The organism is Microbacterium radiodurans, assembly GCF_008710705.1.
GTDB lineage: Bacteria > Actinomycetota > Actinomycetes > Actinomycetales > Microbacteriaceae > Microbacterium > Microbacterium radiodurans.
This window is the reverse complement of record NZ_VYRZ01000001.1, coordinates 701,651-718,615: the sequence shown is the minus strand read 5'-3', so window position 1 is coordinate 718,615 and position 16,965 is coordinate 701,651. Positions and strand designations below refer to the sequence as shown.

13 protein-coding genes and 1 riboswitch are annotated in these 16,965 nt (G+C 70.7%); of the genes, 6 read left to right on the top strand and 7 right to left on the bottom strand.

What is annotated here, in order from left to right:
• Positions 1-72 precede the first annotated feature (72 nt).
• The 3 genes from F6B42_RS03415 to thiM form a co-directional block, all read right to left on the bottom strand.
• Entirely contained in the window at positions 73-1,614 is a 1,542-nt protein-coding gene (locus tag F6B42_RS03415) for a bifunctional hydroxymethylpyrimidine kinase/phosphomethylpyrimidine kinase (RefSeq protein WP_396652441.1), read from the bottom strand.
• A gap of 203 nt (positions 1,615-1,817) precedes the next feature.
• Positions 1,818-2,489 carry a thiamine phosphate synthase gene (gene thiE, locus F6B42_RS03410; protein WP_150418170.1) on the bottom strand — a complete coding sequence of 224 codons (672 nt, stop codon included), beginning with the start codon at positions 2,487-2,489 and terminating at the stop codon, positions 1,818-1,820.
• Positions 2,486-3,298 carry a hydroxyethylthiazole kinase gene (thiM, locus tag F6B42_RS03405; RefSeq protein ID WP_150418169.1) on the bottom strand — a complete coding sequence of 271 codons (813 nt, stop codon included), beginning with the start codon at positions 3,296-3,298 and terminating at the stop codon, positions 2,486-2,488. The genes thiE and thiM overlap by 4 nt, the downstream gene beginning before the upstream one ends.
• A riboswitch (TPP riboswitch) is annotated at positions 3,288-3,383 on the bottom strand. Its footprint overlaps the gene before it by 11 nt.
• A 72-nt stretch (positions 3,384-3,455) precedes the next feature.
• On the opposite strand from thiM, the gene F6B42_RS03400 reads away from it, so the two are divergent.
• From F6B42_RS03400 to F6B42_RS03390, 3 genes are all read left to right on the top strand, one after another.
• On the top strand, positions 3,456-3,962 hold the full coding sequence (locus tag F6B42_RS03400) for a GNAT family N-acetyltransferase (RefSeq protein WP_150418168.1): 507 nt from the start codon (positions 3,456-3,458) through the stop codon (positions 3,960-3,962).
• A 209-nt stretch (positions 3,963-4,171) separates the two neighbouring features.
• Positions 4,172-8,008 (top strand): choice-of-anchor I family protein, encoded by a 3,837-nt coding sequence (locus tag F6B42_RS03395; RefSeq protein ID WP_150418167.1) that lies wholly within the window; start codon positions 4,172-4,174, stop codon positions 8,006-8,008.
• 100 nt (positions 8,009-8,108) lie between these two features.
• The gene (locus F6B42_RS03390) at positions 8,109-8,639 is read left to right on the top strand and encodes a ribonuclease H family protein (RefSeq protein ID WP_150418166.1); all 531 of its coding nucleotides are present in this window, start codon (positions 8,109-8,111) and stop codon (positions 8,637-8,639) included.
• Positions 8,640-8,677: 38 nt separating this feature from the next.
• On the opposite strand, the gene F6B42_RS03385 is transcribed toward F6B42_RS03390, so the two are convergent.
• From F6B42_RS03385 to F6B42_RS03370, 4 genes are all read right to left on the bottom strand, one after another.
• The gene (locus F6B42_RS03385) at positions 8,678-9,172 is read right to left on the bottom strand and encodes an NUDIX domain-containing protein (protein ID WP_150418165.1); all 495 of its coding nucleotides are present in this window, start codon (positions 9,170-9,172) and stop codon (positions 8,678-8,680) included.
• Positions 9,173-9,200: 28 nt separating this feature from the next.
• Complete coding sequence (locus F6B42_RS03380; protein WP_150418164.1) at positions 9,201-10,211, bottom strand: aldo/keto reductase family protein; 1,011 nt, start codon at positions 10,209-10,211, stop codon at positions 9,201-9,203.
• Between the two features lie 66 nt (positions 10,212-10,277).
• Positions 10,278-11,555 (bottom strand): 23S rRNA (adenine(2503)-C(2))-methyltransferase RlmN, encoded by a 1,278-nt coding sequence (gene rlmN / locus F6B42_RS03375; protein WP_396652440.1) that lies wholly within the window; start codon positions 11,553-11,555, stop codon positions 10,278-10,280.
• A gap of 92 nt (positions 11,556-11,647) precedes the next feature.
• Positions 11,648-12,445 (bottom strand): sulfite exporter TauE/SafE family protein, encoded by a 798-nt coding sequence (locus tag F6B42_RS03370; RefSeq protein WP_396652439.1) that lies wholly within the window; start codon positions 12,443-12,445, stop codon positions 11,648-11,650.
• A gap of 22 nt (positions 12,446-12,467) precedes the next feature.
• Between F6B42_RS03370 and F6B42_RS03365 the strand changes: the two genes are divergently transcribed.
• The 3 genes from F6B42_RS03365 (at position 12,468) to F6B42_RS03355 (ending at position 16,945) form a co-directional block, all read left to right on the top strand.
• The gene (locus F6B42_RS03365; RefSeq protein WP_150418163.1) at positions 12,468-13,391 is read left to right on the top strand and encodes a PRD domain-containing protein; all 924 of its coding nucleotides are present in this window, start codon (positions 12,468-12,470) and stop codon (positions 13,389-13,391) included.
• 187 nt (positions 13,392-13,578) lie between these two features.
• A complete protein-coding gene (locus F6B42_RS03360) occupies positions 13,579-15,444 on the top strand; it encodes a beta-glucoside-specific PTS transporter subunit IIABC (RefSeq protein WP_150418162.1) in 1,866 nt (621 codons plus the stop codon).
• Between the two features lie 82 nt (positions 15,445-15,526).
• Positions 15,527-16,945, top strand: coding sequence for a glycoside hydrolase family 1 protein (locus F6B42_RS03355; protein ID WP_150418161.1), 1,419 nt, complete (start codon positions 15,527-15,529; stop codon positions 16,943-16,945).
• The last annotated feature ends 20 nt before the right edge of the window (positions 16,946-16,965 follow it).

Genomic DNA, 16,965 nt, shown 5'->3' with positions numbered 1-16,965 from the left:
ACCCGCCCCCCGCCCGCGAACCCGGCGCCACCGGTCGCCTCACACCCCGCGATGGCGCATCTGGCGACGACTTCACGCCACGCTGCCCCGCGCCGCCCCTCGCCGCCCCTCAAACCCGGCGCCACCGGTCGCCTCACACCCCGCGATGGCGCATCTGGCGACGATTTCCCACCGTCCGGCGGTCGCGGTCGGCGCCTCGAAGAAGGCGAGCTCGTGCGCCATCGAGCGGGCGAAAGCCGTGCGCATGCGCTCGCGTTCGACCGCGCCGGCGGATGCCGCGGCACGGTCGGCGATGTCGACGGCGGTCGCGGTGGCCTCGGCGAACTCCGGATCGGCGTAGGTCTCGAGCCAGTCACGGTACGGATGCGCCGGGTGACTCGCCGCCGCGAGGCTCGCGCCGAGGTCGGAGTAGAGCCAGAAGCACGGCAGCAGCGCGGCGACGAGCTCGCCGTACGACCCGCGCGACGCCGCCGCGTGGAGGTGGTCGGTGTACGAGAGCGTCGCCGGCGCCGGCTCCGGCAGCGCCGAGCCCACCCGCGAGCGGTGCAGCTCGGCCTCGACCGCGATCGACGAGGCCGCCGAGCGCGCCCAGAAGACCTGGTCGGCGGGGTCGGGCGCGAGCGCGCTGGCCCGCGCGAGGACGCGTGCGTACTCGACCAGATACGCGGCATCCTGGGCCAGGTACCAGTCGAACGACGCGCTCGAGAGGTCGCCGTCGCGCAACCCGCGCACGAATGCGCACGCGTCGACGGCGGCGCGCACGTCGGCGGAGGCGTCCCACGCGTCGCGTGAGAAGGCCGCCCCGGCCGAGGCGACTGCCGCGGCATCCGCCCGCTGCTCGTGCTGGTGATCGACCGGCCCGTTCCCGCGCCCCACCTCGAGCGCCGCGCCCGCGACGATCGCCCCGGCGAGCCACGTCTTCGCACGTTCCAGCGCGTCCGGCCAGGCGAGGCCTGCCGCGCGGAGCGTCGCCATCGCCGACGACAGGGAGCAGCCGGTGCCGTGCGTGTTCGTCGAGGCCAGGCGTCGCCCGTCGAAGCGGGCGACGATCCCGGCATCCGAGACGAGCGCGTCGGGGCAGTCGGCGCCGTCGAGATGCCCGCCCTTGAGCAGCACGAGCGTGCCGGATGCTGCGGCGAGCCCCCGCGCCTGGGTCACCGCGGTCTCCCAGTCCGGTGCCACCGGCCCATCCGCGAGGACGGCGAGCTCGGGCAGGTTGGGGGTCACCAGATCGACCCGCGCGCACAGGCGACGGATCGCCGCCTCGGCATCGGCGTCGAGCAGACGGTCGCCGCTGGTGGCGACCATGACCGGGTCGAGGACGACGATCCCGACCTCGTGGTCGGCCAGCCACGCGTCGACGACGTCGATCAGCGGGGCGGAATGCAGCATCCCGAGCTTGACGGCGTCGACCTCGACGTCGTCGCTCACGGCGTCGAGCTGCTCGCGCAGGAACGCCGGCGGCGGCACGTGCACCGAGCGCACGCCGCGCGTGTTCTGGGCGACGAGCGCGGTGACCGCCGCCATGCCGTAGCCGCCGAGAGCCGCGATCGTCTTCAGGTCGGCGTGGATGCCGGCCCCGCCGGCGGGGTCGGTCCCCGCGATGCTCAGCACCCGCGGGATCGCGCGCGGCCGGATCTCGCCGCGGCCGGCGACCGCGTGCGGGGCGCCCGGGGTACCCGTCGACGCAGGCGGTCCTGCCGAGGCAGGACGTTCGCCCCCGGATCGTCCTGCCTCGGCAGGATCGCCTGTCTCGGGAGCAGCGCTCGCCCGCGCCTGGCTGCGGTCGGCGACCCCGTGCGGGGCGCTCGGGGCCGTCATCGGAGCACCTCCGCGGCCGGCGCCGCCGTTCGGAACGACCGCGCGGCCGCGGCCGGATCCATCGCGCCGCAGATCGCCGACACGACGGCGACGCCGGCGGCACCCGCCGCGCGCAGCGGAGCGACGTCTCCGGGCGCGACTCCCCCGATCGCGACGCACGGCAGCGCCGTCGCCGCCGCAAGGCGCGCGAACCCGTCGATCCCGAGCGCCGGCGGATGGTCGGGCTTGGTCGTGGTGGGCCGGATGACACCGACACCGAGGTAGTCGAGCGTGCCCGACGGCATTGCGGCGGCAGCGGCGAGGTGCGCGGGCTCGTTCGCCGTCCAGCCGACGATCGCGTCGCGGCCCAGGAGACGGCGCGCGGCGAGAGGCGGGATGTCGCTCTGCCCGAGGTGCACCCCGTCGACCCGCGCACCGGCGTCGCGTGCAGCCAGCACGACGTCGAGACGGTCGTCGACGACGACGGGCACGCGGCCGTCGACCACGTCGGTGAGGGCGATCACGCGCTCGAGCAGCTCGCGCGCCGTCGCACGCTTGTCGCGGAGCTGGACGATCGTGGCCCCGCCCGCGATGGCGCGGTCGACGACCCCGACGAGCACGTCGAACTCGATGCGGTCGTCGGTGACGAGATGCAGCGCGAGGTCGTGGTCGCGGTCCCTCACCGTCATCGCTCGGCGCCGATCGGCTCCGCGTCGAGCACCGCGTCGTCGTGCTCCTCGGGCGACAGGGCGGCAAGCGCGTCGAGGAACGCGACCGCGAACGATCCCGGCCCCGAGGCGAGGGATGCCGCGCGCTCCGCGGCCCGCCCGTGCACGACCGAGGCGGCGACGGCTGCCGAGAAGGGATCGCAGACCCCGAGGAAGGCGGCCATCGTGGCGCCGAGCGCGCACCCGCCGCCGGTGACGCGGGTCAGGAGGGGGTCACCGCCGGGGATCCGCACGGTTCGGCCTGCTCCGACGATGAGGTCGACCTCGCCCGAGACCGCGACCACGGCACCGGTCTCGCCGGCGAGCTCGGACGCCGCCTCGGACGCCGCGTCCGCGGCATCCGTGCTGTCGACGCCGCGCCCACCGGCACTGTGACCGGCGAGCGCGCGGATCTCGGAGGCGTTGCCGCGGATGATCGCGGGACCGGCGGCGACGAGTTCGGCGGCGAGCGCCGTGCGTACCGGCAGTGAGCCGACGGCGACCGGGTCGAGCACCCAGCGGTCGGTCGCCGCGACGATCTCGCGTGCACAGGCGCGCTGCTCGGGAGACGGCGTGCCGAGGTTCACCAGGACGCCGTCGGCGATGCCCGCGAAGATGCCGGCCTCCCCCTCGATGTCGACCATCGCAGGGCTGGCGCCGAGGGCCAGCAGCACGTTCGCCGTGAACCCGCTGACGACGTTGTTGGTGAGGCAGTGAGTGAGGGGGCTTGCCGCGCGCAGCGCTGTCAGCGCCTCGCGGGGGTCTCGAGCGGTGGGTACGACGGAGCGCATACGACATCCCTTCGCCGGTGTTAACCGGAGCAGGTTCGACGGGTCTGATCTCAGCTCGCGGATGCGGGCACCCCGTGTCGGGACCCGACCCTAGCACCACGTGCGAAGGCCGTCGGCTCGATTTCTTGCCATCGTCGGCCGCGCGTAGAGTCTGGCCATGGAACCCGAACTGCAGACCGACATCGTCGTCCGTCCGGTGCGGGACGTCGACGCCGAAGCCCTGGGTCGCGTCCACGCCACCTGCTGGCACGAGACCTACGACCACCTCATCAGCTCCGCTGCGCTGCAGAGCGTCTCGCCCCGTCGCCTCGCCGAGCTGTGGACCCACTGGGCGGCGCAGGGGCCGGATTTCCGGATGCACGCGGCTCTCGTCCGCGGCGAGATCGTCGGCTTCGTGGGCTCGGGACCGGCTCGCGATCGTGACGCCCCGCGCCTGCGCGAGCTCTACTTCATCTACCTGCTCGATGCGTGGCACGGCACCGGCATCGGCCAGCGCCTGTTCGACGCCGCCGTCGAGAAGGACGAGGAGCTCTACCTCTGGGTGGCCGAGGACAATCCTCGTGCGCACCGGTTCTACGAGCGCAACGGCTTCGCGCTCGACGGCGCGACCCACACCGAGCCGTTCCTCGGCGAGACGCTGACCGAGGTCCGCTTCACCCGCTGACCCGCGTCCGGCCTCGCCCGCGCAGCGGAGGCGATCCGCACTCCGGCGGTTCGGGATGCCGCATCTCGACCTCCCGCAGGCAGCTCACCTCGGTTCCGCGCGCCCTCAGTCCTCATCGGCGACCCCGATCGGATCCCCGTGGTTCACCGTCCGGCCACCCGGCGGCGGTACACACGACGGGCACCCGTTCACCCGATCAGAGGACACCCATGCCTTCGCCTGCCCGGAACCGCACGGTTCCCCGCACGGTCGCCGCCGTCGCCACGGCCGCGTTGACCTGCACGCTCGCGCTGACGCCGCTCGCCGCGGCGTCGGCCGCGGTCGTGCCGAGCCCCATCTCCGACGCCGCTGCCGGCGCCGCCCTGAAGCTGACCCCCATCGGCAGCCACGACACCGGCGTCTTCGACGAGTCGGCTGCTGAGATCGTGCAGTCCTACCGCGATCGCCTCTACGTCGTGAACGCCCAGGCCGGCTCGGTCACGGTGCTCGACAACAGCGACCCGACTGAGCCGACCGAGCTCTTCTCGCTCGCCGACACCGGAACGGCCAACTCGCTCGCCATCCGCGACGACGGACTCGGCGTCATCGCGTTCGAAGCGGACGACAAGACCGCGAACGGTTCGCTCGTCTTCTTCGACGCCAACGCCGACGCCCCGCAGCGCGCGCGCCTGGGCGCGGTCACCGTCGGCGCGCTGCCCGACATGGTCACCATCTCGAAGGACGGCGCCTACGCTGTCGTCGCCAACGAAGGCGAGCCCGCGGGCGACTTCTCGGTCGACCCCGAGGGTTCGATCGGCATCGTGACCCTGCCGAAGACCGTCAGCGCGCCGGCGCAGTCCGCGGTCAGGATCGCCGGCTTCGGTGCGTTCGAGGAGGACGGCGCCAAGAAGCTGCACGACAACGTCCGCGTATTCGGCCCCGACGTGGCCGCGCCCGACCAGGGCGACAAGCCGCTCAGCGCCAACCGCGTGAGCCGCAACCTCGAGCCGGAGTACATCACCGTCGACGGCACGACCGCCTACGCGGCCCTGCAGGAGGCGAACGCCATCGCGGTCATCGACCTGCCGAGGGCCGAGGTGACCTCGATCCTCCCGCTCCGCTTCACGGATCACGGCCTCGCCGGCAACGGCTTCGACGCGAGCGACCGCGGCGGCGTGATCGACATCAAGCCGCATCCGGGCGTCAAGGGCATCCCCATGCCCGACGGCATCGCGTCCTACTCCGCCGCCGTGGCCGGAAAGACCGCAACCTACCTCGTGACCGCGAACGAGGGCGACGCACGCGAATGGGGCGACTACGAGGAGCCCGCTCGCGTGAAGGACCTCGGCAAGGACGGACTCGCCCCCGTCTGCGCCGACTCCGAGCTCGCCACTCAGCTCGGCGACAACGACCTCGGACGCCTCAACGTCTCGATCGAGGAGGGCCTGCGCACCGGCCCCGACGGCACCCCCTGCTACGGCGAGCTCTACGCCTTCGGCGGTCGCTCCTTCTCGATCTGGGGCACCGACGGCACGCGCGTCTTCGACTCCGGCGACCAGTTCGAGCGCATCCTCGCGCGCGTCGCACCCCAGTACTTCAACTCCAACCACTCCGAGGCGAACCTGAAGGGCCGCAGCGACGACAAGGGGCCCGAGCCCGAGAACGTCGCGATCGGGACGATCGACGACCGCACCTACGCGTTCATCGTGTTCGAGCGCGTCGGCGGCGTGATGGTCTACGACATCACCGACCCGACGGCGGCGTCCTACGTCACCTACGTGAACAACCGCGACTTCAGCGCGAAGCCGGGCACCCCCGAAGCCGGCGACCTCGGGCCCGAGGGCGTCCAGTTCATCGGTGCGCAGCGCTCTCCCACGGGCCAGCCGCTGCTCGTGACCGGCAGCGAGGTCTCGGGTACGACGACCGTCTACGCGATCGACCGGCTCGTCGGCGGCGCACCCGCCACGCAGCCCGACATCCAGGTGCTCACGATCAACGACTTCCACGGCCGCCTCGTGCAGGAATCGAACGGCGTCGCCGGAGCCTCGGTGCTCGCCGGCGCGATCGAGAAGTACCGCCAGCAGAACGAGAACACCCTCTTCGTCTCGGCCGGAGACAACATCGGCGCCTCGGCGTTCGAGTCGTTCATCGACGACGACAACCCGACGATCGACGCGCTGAAGACCGCCGGCCTCGACGTCAGCGCCGTGGGCAACCACGAGTTCGACCGCGGCTTCGCCGACCTCACCGACCGGGTCATCCCGCGCTTCGAGGGCGACGAGAACGCCGACGCGTTCAGCGATTTCGCCCTCGGCGCGAACGTGTACGTGGCGGGAACGGACGAGCACGCCCTGAAGCCGTACACGATCAAGGAGGTCGACGGCACGAGGGTCGCCTTCGTCGGCACCGTGACCGAGCAGACGGCCGGCATGGTGAGCCCGCAGGGCATCGCGGGCATCGAGTTCCGCGACCAGGTCGCCTCCGCGAACGAGGCCGCCGCGGCGGCGAAGAAGGAGGGCGCGGCCGTCGTCGTCCTGCTCTCGCACGAGGGGTCGGCGGGATCGGACTGCGCAGCGATCGCGACCGAGTCGGGCGATTTCGGCGACATCGTGCGCGGCGCGTCGGCCGACATCGACGCGATCGTCTCCGCCCACACGCACCAGAAGTACGCGTGCGAGATCGGCGGCCGTCCGGTCATCCAGGCCCACCAGTACGGCACGACGCTCGGCACGCTCGACATCGAGCTGACGGATGCCGGTGAGCTCGAGTCCATCACCGGCGGCACCGTCTCGCTGTACAACCAGACGCTGGGCCAGTACATCGCGTACCCGCAGGCGGACACGAAGGCCGTCGTCGACCGAGCGGTCACCGTCGCGGAAGAGAAGGGCAGGGTGCAGGTCGGCACCATCACCGCCGACATCCTGCGCGGCAAGACCGCCTCGGGGTCGGAGGACCGCGGCATCCACTCGACGCTCGGCAACACCGTCGCCGACGTGTACCTGTGGGCGACGACGCAGAACCCGAACTACGGCGGTCAGAAGGCCGAGGTCGCGTTCATGAACCCGGGCGGCCTCCGCGCCGACCTCCTGTACGGCACGGACGGGGGTGCGATGTCGTACCGCGAGGTGGCCAACGTGCAGCCCTTCGCCAACACGCTCGTCACCCTCGAGCTCACGCCCGCGCAGATCAAGCAGGCGCTCGAGGAGCAGTGGCAGCCCGACGGCGCGTCGCGCGCGAAGCTCGCCCTGGGCGTGTCGAAGGGATTCACCTTCGAGTACGACCCCGCGGCCTCTCGCGGCCAGCACATCCGCTCGATGCAGCTGAACGGCGAGCAGCTGGCGCCGGAGGACACGACCACGAAGATCCGCGTCGTCACCAATTCGTTCCTCGCGGGCGGGGGCGACAACTTCGCCTCCTTGGCGACGGGCACGGGCGTGGCCGACTCGGGCCAGGTCGACCTCCAGGCGACCGTGGAGTTCTTCGCGGCGGTCGGACCGGTCGCACCCGCTCCGCTCGGCCGCGCCTACCTCGTGGGTGCGCAGCCGCCGGTCGAGCAGCCCGGCTTCCCCGGGCCCGGCGCGCCGGGCGAGAACCCCGGTGAGGGCGAGCCCGGCGAGGGAGAGAACCCCGGTGAGAACCCCGGCGGGGGCCCGGGCGCCGGCGAGCCGGCGCAGCCCTGGGCGCTCGTCGCCCTCGGCTCGTCGACCGTCGCGCAGGGCGGGAGCCTGACGGCGACCGTATCGGGCCTCGAGCCCGGTCAGCGGATCGACGCGACGCTGTTCAGCGAGCCGCTCGTCGTCTCGGGCATCCCCGCCGCCGACGCGAACGGACGCCTGTCGTTCACCGTATCGATCCCGCGCGACTTCGCCGTCGGCGCCCATCGCCTCGTGATCACCTCCGGCGCGCTCGCACCCATCGAGGTGGGCGTCACGGTCACCGCCGCGGCGCCGACCGGACAGCTCGCGAACAGCGGTGGGGCGCTGCCGATGGGCATCGCCCTGGCGGCGGGACTCGCCCTCGTGGCCGGGGGCGTGCTCGTGGGCGCGCGTCGTCGCCGGGTGAGCTGACCCGCGTCGCCCGATCTTCGCGGGGCCCGGATGCTGCGGCATCCGGGCCCCGCTGCGTTTCCGCCTCGAGCGACGACGACCGCCCGGTACCCTTGCCCGAGTGAGTTCCGAGCGTTACACCGTGGCCACCGACGGCGCCTGCAAGGGCAATCCCGGACCAACGGGCTGGGCCTGGGTCGGCGAGGACGGCCATTGGGCCGCCGGCGCCCTGCCGCAGGGCACGAACAACATCGGCGAGCTGCTGGGCCTCCTCAAGGCGATCGAAGACCACCCCGACGTCCGCGAGCTCGTCGTGCAGGCCGATTCGAAGTACGCGATCGACACCTACGCGTCGTGGATGGACGGCCACCGCCGGCGCGGCTGGAAGACCTCGACCGGCGCCCCGACGAAGAACCGCGACATCCTCGAGCAGCTCATCGCCGTCCGCGACGAGCGGCGCGGCCGCGGTATGCCCGACGTCGTGCTCGAGCACGTGCGCGGCCACCGGGGCCACGTGCTCAACGAGTGGGCGGACGAGCGCGCCGTGCGCGGCGCCGAGCACGCCGCGAAGGGCACGGCCAGCGCGTGGTCGTCGCTCGGCGGGCTGCACGACAAGCTCGACGTGTCGGAGGCTCCGAAGAAGAAGCGCTGACCCTCGCGGGCGACTCGGTCGCGGCGGCGGGCTCGGGCTCAGCGGGCGGTTTCCGCCCGGAGGTCGCCCATGAGCTCCTCGAGCCGGTCGAGCGCCGGTCGCTGACCCTTCACGATCAGATCCCGAGCCCTCGCCAGAGCGACCCACTCGACGCGATCGACCTCGGGGAAGGATGCCGTGCGCCCCGACCGCGGCGGCCATTCCATCTCGAACTCGCCGAACGTCGCGCCGTCCGTGTCGAACCCGGTTCCGTCCGCGACGAAGACGGTGACGCGCTTGCCCGAGGAGTACGCGAAGGTGCCGAGCTCGGCGTAGTCCGCGGCGGGAGGCTCGAGCCCCAGCTCTTCGCCGAACTCGCGCTTCGCAGCATCCAGCGCCGCCTCGCTCGCCGCCTCGAACTCGCCCTTCACGATCGACCAGGCGTCCTCGTCCTTCGACGCCCAGTACGGCCCTCCCATGTGGGCGACGAGCACCGACACCCCGCCGTCCGTGGTCAGGCGGTACAGCAGGATGCCGGCGCTCGTCGTCGCCATGTCGGTTCCGGGCCCGCGGTCCGGCGTCTCAGACCAGGCGCGCCTTCGGCGACACCGAGTACGTGTTCTCGGGGTCGGTGACGGCGACCGGCAGCAGCGCCTCGTCGATCGCGCGCAGCGTGTCGTCGCCGAGCGTGACGCCCGATGCCTTCACCGAGTCCTCGAGCTGCTCGGGGCGGGATGCTCCGACGAGCGCTGCGGCGACGTTCGAGTTCTGCAGCACCCACGCGATCGCGAGCTGAGGCATCGTGAGACCCGCCTGCTCGGCGACCGGCTTCAGCTTCTGCACGGCCTCGAGCGTCTCGTCGCGGAGGAAGTTCTGGATGAACTGCGCGCCGCTCTTCTCGTCGGTGGCACGCGAACCCGCGGGTGCCTGCTGTCCGGGCAGGTACTTGCCCGAGAGCACACCCTGCGCCATCGGCGACCAGACGATCTGCGAGATGCCGAGCTCCTCCGAGGCCGGCACGACCTTGCCCTCGATGACGCGCCACAGCGCCGAGTACTGCGGCTGGTTCGAGATGAGCTGGAAGCCGAGCTTCGTGGCGAGGGCGTGGCCCTCGCGCAGCTGCTCGGCGGTCCACTCGCTCACGCCGATGTAGAGCGCCTTGCCCTGGCGGACGATGTCGGCGAAGGCCTGCATCGTCTCTTCGAGCGGGGTCTCGTGGTCGTAGCGGTGGGCCTGGAACAGGTCGACGTAGTCGACGTTCAGACGACGGAGCGACCCGTTGATGCCGTCCATGATGTGCTTGCGCGACAGGCCGTGGTCGTTCGGCCCCTTGGGCCCGATCGGGAAGTACACCTTCGTGAAGATCTCGAGGCTCTCGCGGCGCTGGCCCTTCAGCGCCTCGGCGAGCACCTCCTCGGCCGCGGTGTTGGCGTAGGCGTCGGCCGTGTCGAAGGTGGTGATGCCGAGGTCGAGCGCCTTGTGAACGGTCGCGATCGCCGCGTCGTTCTCAACCTGCGATGCGTGGGTCACCCAGTTTCCGTAGGTGATCTCCGAGACTTTGAATCCACTGTTGCCGAGGTAGCGATACTCCATGCGAAAACGCTACCGCCGGAGGGAGCCCGCGGGGCGGCCTCACAGCCGATCCATCCGATACGGGGATCAGGGAGCGGGAACGGTGTCCGCGGCGCGTTCGTCGTCCTCGGTCGCGACGAGCTGACCGCAGGCGCCGTCGATCTCCTTGCCGCGGGTGTCGCGGAGGGTCGTCGGGATGCCGGCCTCGTTCAGGCGCCGCACGAACTCGTCCTGCACCTCCGGCTCGGACGATGTCCAGATCGACCCCGGCGTGGGGTTGAGCGGGATCGGGTTGACGTGGACCCAGCCGCGGCCGCGCGCGTTGAGCTTCTCGGCGAGGAGGTCGGCCCGCCACGCGTGGTCGTTCATGTCCTTGATGAGGGCGTACTCGATCGACACGCGACGGCCCGTCTCATCGAAGTACGCCTTGGCGGCATCGAGGGCCTCGTCGACCTTCCAGCGCGAGTTCACCGGGATGAGCTCGTCGCGGAGAGTGTCGTCGGGGGCGTGCAGCGAGAGGGCGAAGGTGACCGGGATGTCCTCCTTCGTCAGCTTCTGGATGGCCGGCACGAGTCCGACGGTCGACACCGTGATGCCCCGCGCGCTCATGCCGATGCCGTGGTCCTTGTCGACCATCGTGCGCACCGCCTGCATGACGCGGGCGTAGTTGGCGAGCGGCTCCCCCATGCCCATGAAGACGATGTTCGTGACGCGCTCGCCCTCGTGGCCGACCTTTCGCGGGTCGCCGAGGCCGCCGTCGGCGATGAGACGGTTGGCTCGCACGACCTGCTCGACGATCTCGGCCGCCGACATGTTGCGGGTGAGCCCGGCCTGGCCGGTCGCGCAGAACGGGCAGTTCATGCCGCATCCCGCCTGGCTCGAGACGCACAGCGTGATGCGGCCGGTGTAGCGCATGAGCACCGACTCGACGAGGGCGCCGTCGTGGAGCTTCCACAGGAACTTGATCGTGTCGCCGCGGTCGGTCTCGAGGCGGCGCACCTCCGTCAGCAGCGGCGGCAGCATCCCGGCGACGAGCTCGTCGCGGCCCGCGGCCGGCAGGTCCGTCATCTGGGCGGCGTCCGAGGTGAAGTGCGTGAAGTAGTGCTTCTCGAGCTGCTTCGCGCGGAAGCCCGGCATGCCGAGCTCCTTCACCTTCGCGACGCGCTGCTCGGGTGTGAGATCGGCGAGGTGCACGGGCGGCTTGCCGCGCTTCGGACTCGCGAACTGCAGCAGCGGACGACCCGACTCGTCCTTCTGCTGCGACCAGCCCTCGGTCGCCGGACGCACCTGGCGCGGCTGCATCTGACGCGGCTGGGTGGAGCGCACGGCGGAAGCGGTCCCGCGGACGGGAGGTGTATCGGTCATGGTCTCCAGGTTACCGGGGCCGTCTGCGCGAGGGCTGAGGAGCGTGAGCCCGCCCGTGGGCCGGCCACGCTCCGGCGCCCGCCGGGCGCTCGTCAGAGCGGCAGCAGCAGGTACAGCGCACCGATGATCGTGAGGACGATCACGAGCCGCTCGAACAGACGCTGCGGGATGCGCGTCGCGATGGCACGACCGGCGAGGGCGCCGCCGATCACCAGCGGCACGAGCACAGCGACGATCACGAGCCCCGACGGGGTGATGAGGCCGAGGCCGACCGAGAACGGGATCTTCGCCACGTTCACGATCGCGAAGAACCAGGCGGCCGTGCCGAGGAAGGCCTGGACCGGGAAGCGCAGCGCCAGGAAGTACATCGACATGATCGGCCCGGCCGCGTTCGCGACCATCGTCGTGAAGCCGCCGAGTCCGCCGTAGACCGCGGCGACGACCGGATGAGGCCGCGTCGCCCCGTCGGTCGGCAGCGCGGCGCCGGCGCGTCGGCGCCAGAGGGTGACGGCGATGACGACCAGCAGGATGACGGCGATCACGCGGCGGACGACGGCGTCGGACGAGAACGCCAGAAAGACGACACCCAGCAGCAGTCCGGCCACCACCGCGGGGATGAGGCGGACGAGCACGCGCAGATCGGCGTGCCGGCGATAGGCCCACAGAGCGAAGAGGTCGCCGACGATGAGCAGGAGCAGGATCGTGCCGGTCGACTGCTTCGCCGGCAGGGCCGCGGCGAACAGCGCGACGGCGATCGTGCCGGCGCCCGGAAGGGCCGCCTTCGACAGCCCGATCACCACGGCGCCGAGCGCCAGCAGCGACCAGGCGAGGACGCTCAGCTCGGGCACGGGGGCGTTCTCGCGGTCACCGCACCACGCTATCCCGCTCACGCGGCCCGCCTAGACTGCACCCATGCCGACCGCCGACGCTCCGCCGCCGCGCGGCACCGTCGTCCACAAGGTGCTGAACAACAACGTCGTCATCACCCTCGACGAACAGGGCCGCGAGCGCGTGCTGATGGGCCGAGGACTCGGCTTCCAGCTGAAGCCCGACGACGCGCTCGACCCCGACAAGGTCGAGAAGACCTTCATCCTGGATGCCGGCGATCAGGGCGATCGCGAACGGCAGCTCCTCACCGACGTGCCCTACCCGGTGATCGAGGCCGTCACCCGAGCCGTCGACGAGGCCGAGCGCCGCCTCGGGCATCACCTCGACCGCCACTTCACGATGGCGGTCATCGACCACATCCAGTTCGTCCTCGAGCGGCTCGACGGCGGCATCCGGATTCCGGCGACGAACATGCCCGAGCTCCGGGTCCTGCATCCTCACGAATTCTCGGCGGCGCAGCGGATGGCGACCGCGATCGCCGACTCGCTCGGCCGGCCGCTGCCCGCGGAGGAAGCGGTCTTCCTCACCATGCACCTCCTCAACGCCACGCGCGATGAGCCCAACGGCACCGCAGCGCTGCTCTTCCGCCGGCTGCAGCACGTCGTCCTCACGGTCGAGAACGGGCTCGGGGTGAAGCTCGACGTCGACAGCCCCGACTACGCGCGGTTCATCCTCCACATCCAGTTCCTGCTGCAGCGGCTCGTCTCGAAGACGATGCTGCGCAGCGCCGACACCTCGTTCTTCGAGTTCGCGAAGCACAGCTACCCGCGGTCGTACGCGATCGCGCAGGAGGTCAAGGCGTACGTCCGGGCGGCGACCGAGTCCGAGCTCACCGACGAGGAGCTGCTCTACGTCATCGTCCACGTCGAGCGGCTCGCGAACCAGGTGGCGCCGGCCGCCCCGCGCGGTGCCGATCCTGGCGCGACCCCGCCACCCGTGTTAGAGTGACCGGCGCAGGGCGCTGCAGCCCTGTGGAAGTCTCCGGATTGTTACCGCGGCAGCGGGCAAAACCTGAACTCACATCGCTTCTTCGAGCGGTGAACGAGTTCAGGTTTTTTTGTTGCCCGAAAACAGGATGCGGCGGCTCTCCCCCACCCGAAAGCCGCGAAGCTGCGGCAGAAAGCGAGCAGTCCCGATGGATTACTCGAAGACCGCGGCCGGGGTCCTCACGGGCGTCGGCGGCGAGGAGAACGTACGCTCACTCGTGCACTGCGCGACCCGACTGCGCTTCGTCCTGAAGGACGAGTCGAAGGCGAACGAAGCCGCCGTCAAGGGCGTTCCCGGTGTCGTGACGGTCGCCCGCGCGGGCGGCCAGTACCAGGTCGTCATCGGCAACGACGTGCCCGAGGTCTACGCCGAGATCGGCAAGATCTCGAAGTTCGGCGGCGGTCAGGACGATTCCGCGGTCGACGAGGGCCCGAAGGGAAACCTCTTCAACCGCTTCATCAAGATGATCTCGTCGATCTTCACCCCGCTGCTGTGGGCGCTCGCGGGCACCGGCCTGCTGAAGGCGTTCCTCGCCGCGGCCGTCACCTTCGGGTGGATCGGCACCGACAACTCCACCTATGCGGTGCTGAACGCCCTGTCGGACGGCCTCATCAACTTCCTCCCGATGGCACTGGCCTTCACCGCCGCACGCTACTTCAAGGCGAACGAGTTCACGGCCTTCGCCATCGCGGCGGCCCTGCTCTACCCGACCATCACGCCGCTCGTCGGCGCGGAGGGCCTGACGTTCTTCGGCATCCCCTTCACGATGGTGACCTACGTCTCGAGCGTCATCCCGATCATCGTGATCGTCTGGCTGCAGAGCCACGCCGAGAAGTTCCTCTACGCGAAGCTCCCCGGCGCCGTCCGCCGCTTCGTCACCCCCATGATCGTCGTGCTCATCGCCGTGCCGATCGTCTTCGTCGTCATCGGGCCGATCTCCGCGATCCTCAGCGGCGCGCTCGGCAACGGCATCGGCTGGGTCTTCGAGAACGCTCCGTGGGCCGGCGGCGCCATCATGGGCGGCTTCTGGCAGGTCTTCGTCATCTTCGGTCTGCACTGGGGCCTCGTCCCGCTGTTCACGCTCGAGTACCAGACCACCGGTCAGATCCTCCTCATCGGCCCCGTGTTCGCCGCCGTTCTCGCACAGGCCGCCGCCGTCGCCGGTGTCTGGGTGCGCGCCCGCAACAAGAACCTGAAGTCGCTCGCCGCGCCCGCGACCCTCTCGGGCTTCCTCGCCGGCATCACCGAGCCCGCGATCTACGGCATCAACCTGCCGCTCAAGCGCCCCTTCGCGTTCGGCATCGTCGGCGGTGTCATCGGCGGTGCGCTGATCTCGCTCGGCGGCGTGTTCTCGACCGCATTCGTCGTGCCCTCGGGCCTGGCCCTCCCGGCCCTGTTCGGCAACGGCAACATGGTGATGCTGGTCATCGGACTCGCGGTCGCGATCGTCGTGCCGTTCCTGCTGACGGCGATCGTCGGCTTCCGCGAGCCCGAGGAGACCGCCGCTCCCGCGGTGGCGACGGCTGCCGCATCCGGCAACGACGTCATCGTCCTCAGCCCGCTCGACGGAACGGTCGTCCCGCTGAGCGAGACGCCCGACGCCGCGTTCGCCGAGGGGAGCCTGGGCGACGGTGTGGCCATCAAGCCGCGCTCGGGTGCCGTCTACGCCCCGTTCGACGGCGTGATCGCCGCCGCGTTCCCGACGGGCCACGCGATCGGACTGCGTCATGCCGACGGCGCCGAGCTGCTGATCCACATCGGCATCGACACGGTTCGGCTGGCCGGCGAGCACTTCGACGTCAAGGTCACGACCGGGCAGGACGTGAAGGCCGGCGATCTGCTCGTCGAGTTCGACGGCGACGCGATCGAGCGCGCCGGGTACGACCTGACCACGCCGGTGATCATCACCAACGGCGAGCTCTACCCGAACCTCGCCGACGCAGCATCCGGCCCCCTCGCCCACGGCGAGCCGCTGTTCACAGCCGTCTCGGTCGAGACCGCGCTGGCGAAGTGATCGCCGCGGACCGGGCGGGGTGCACTCCGTATTCCGCCCGGTCCCATCACTCGAAACCGAACCCATACGAAACGAGAGAGATATGAGCACCACCGTGTTCCCCGACGGCTTCCTCTGGGGCGGCGCGACCGCCGCCAATCAGCTCGAGGGCGCGTACCTCGAAGACGGCAAAGGACTGTCGATCCAGGACGTGATGCCGCAGGGCATCATGACCCCGCGCAGCGAGGGCCCGACCGACGACAACCTGAAGCAGGTCGGCATCGACTTCTACCACCGGTACGCCGAGGACATCGCGCTCTTCGCCGAGATGGGCTTCAAGACCTACCGATTCTCGATCGCGTGGAGCCGGATCTTTCCGAAGGGCGACGAGACCGAGCCCAACGAGGCCGGGCTCGCCTTCTACGACCGCGTCCTCGACGAGCTCGAGCGTCACGGCATCGAGCCGCTCGTCACGATCTCGCACTACGAGACCCCGCTGCACCTCGCCGAGACCTACGACGGCTGGGTGAACCGCGACATGATCGGGTTCTACGAGCGCTACGTGCGGACGCTCTTCTCGCGCTACGGCGCCCGTGTGAAGTACTGGCTGACCTTCAACGAGATCAACTCGATCGTCCACGCGCCGTTCATGTCGGGCGGCATCAACACCCCCAAGGACCAGCTCTCGCCCACCGACCTGTACCAGGCGATCCACCACGAGCTCGTGGCGTCCGCCCTGGCGACCCAGGTGGCCCGCGAGCTCGCACCGGATGCGCAGATCGGCTGCATGGTGCTGTCGATGCCGGTGTACCCGCTCACCCCGAACCCCGACGACGTGTTCGCCGCACTCACCACCGAGCGCGTCAACCTCGCCTTCGGCGACATCCACGTGCGCGGCGAGTACCCCGGCTACTACCTGCGGAGCCTCCGCGAGCAGGGCGTCGAGCTGCAGATCACCGACGAGGACCGGACGCTCCTGAAGGAGAACACCGTCGACTTCGTGTCATTCAGCTACTACTCCTCGATCTGCGAGACGACCGACGAATCGAAGCGCGTCATGGGAGAGGGCAACCTCTTCGGCGGGGTCAAGAACCCGACGCTCAAGGAATCGGAGTGGGGCTGGCAGATCGACCCGGTGGGCCTTCGTCTCGTCCTGAACCAGTTCTGGGACCGCTGGCAGAAGCCGCTGTTCATCGTCGAGAACGGTCTGGGCGCGAAGGATCAGCTCGTCGAGGTCGACGGCGCGAAGACCGTCGTCGACGACTACCGCATCGCGTACCTGCAGGCCCACCTCGAGGCGGTCGGCGAGGCCGTCGCCGACGGTGTCGACCTCATGGGGTACACGACGTGGGGCTGCATCGACCTCGTGTCGGCCTCGACCGCGCAGCTGAGCAAGCGCTACGGCTTCATCTACGTCGACCGGAACGACGACGGCTCGGGCTCGCTCGAGCGCTACAAGAAGAAGTCGTTCAACTGGTACGCCGAGGTCATCCGCACGAACGGCGCCTCCCTCACCCGCTGACGTCGTCCCCGCTCCTGCCC

Coding starts and splice junctions, on each gene's coding strand:
- F6B42_RS03385 (WP_150418165.1), bottom strand. CDS start 9,172: ATGGCGACGACGAGCGCCGGCATCCTGCTGTACCGCCTGACCACGGAC.
- F6B42_RS03365 (WP_150418163.1), top strand. CDS start 12,468: ATGCCGACCGCCGACGCTCCGCCGCCGCGCGGCACCGTCGTCCACAAG.
- F6B42_RS03400 (WP_150418168.1), top strand. CDS start 3,456: ATGGAACCCGAACTGCAGACCGACATCGTCGTCCGTCCGGTGCGGGAC.
- rlmN (WP_396652440.1), bottom strand. CDS start 11,555: ATGACCGATACACCTCCCGTCCGCGGGACCGCTTCCGCCGTGCGCTCC.
- F6B42_RS03360 (WP_150418162.1), top strand. CDS start 13,579: ATGGATTACTCGAAGACCGCGGCCGGGGTCCTCACGGGCGTCGGCGGC.
- F6B42_RS03395 (WP_150418167.1), top strand. CDS start 4,172: ATGCCTTCGCCTGCCCGGAACCGCACGGTTCCCCGCACGGTCGCCGCC.
- thiM (WP_150418169.1), bottom strand. CDS start 3,298: ATGCGCTCCGTCGTACCCACCGCTCGAGACCCCCGCGAGGCGCTGACA.
- F6B42_RS03380 (WP_150418164.1), bottom strand. CDS start 10,211: ATGGAGTATCGCTACCTCGGCAACAGTGGATTCAAAGTCTCGGAGATC.
- F6B42_RS03355 (WP_150418161.1), top strand. CDS start 15,527: ATGAGCACCACCGTGTTCCCCGACGGCTTCCTCTGGGGCGGCGCGACC.
- thiE (WP_150418170.1), bottom strand. CDS start 2,489: ATGACGGTGAGGGACCGCGACCACGACCTCGCGCTGCATCTCGTCACC.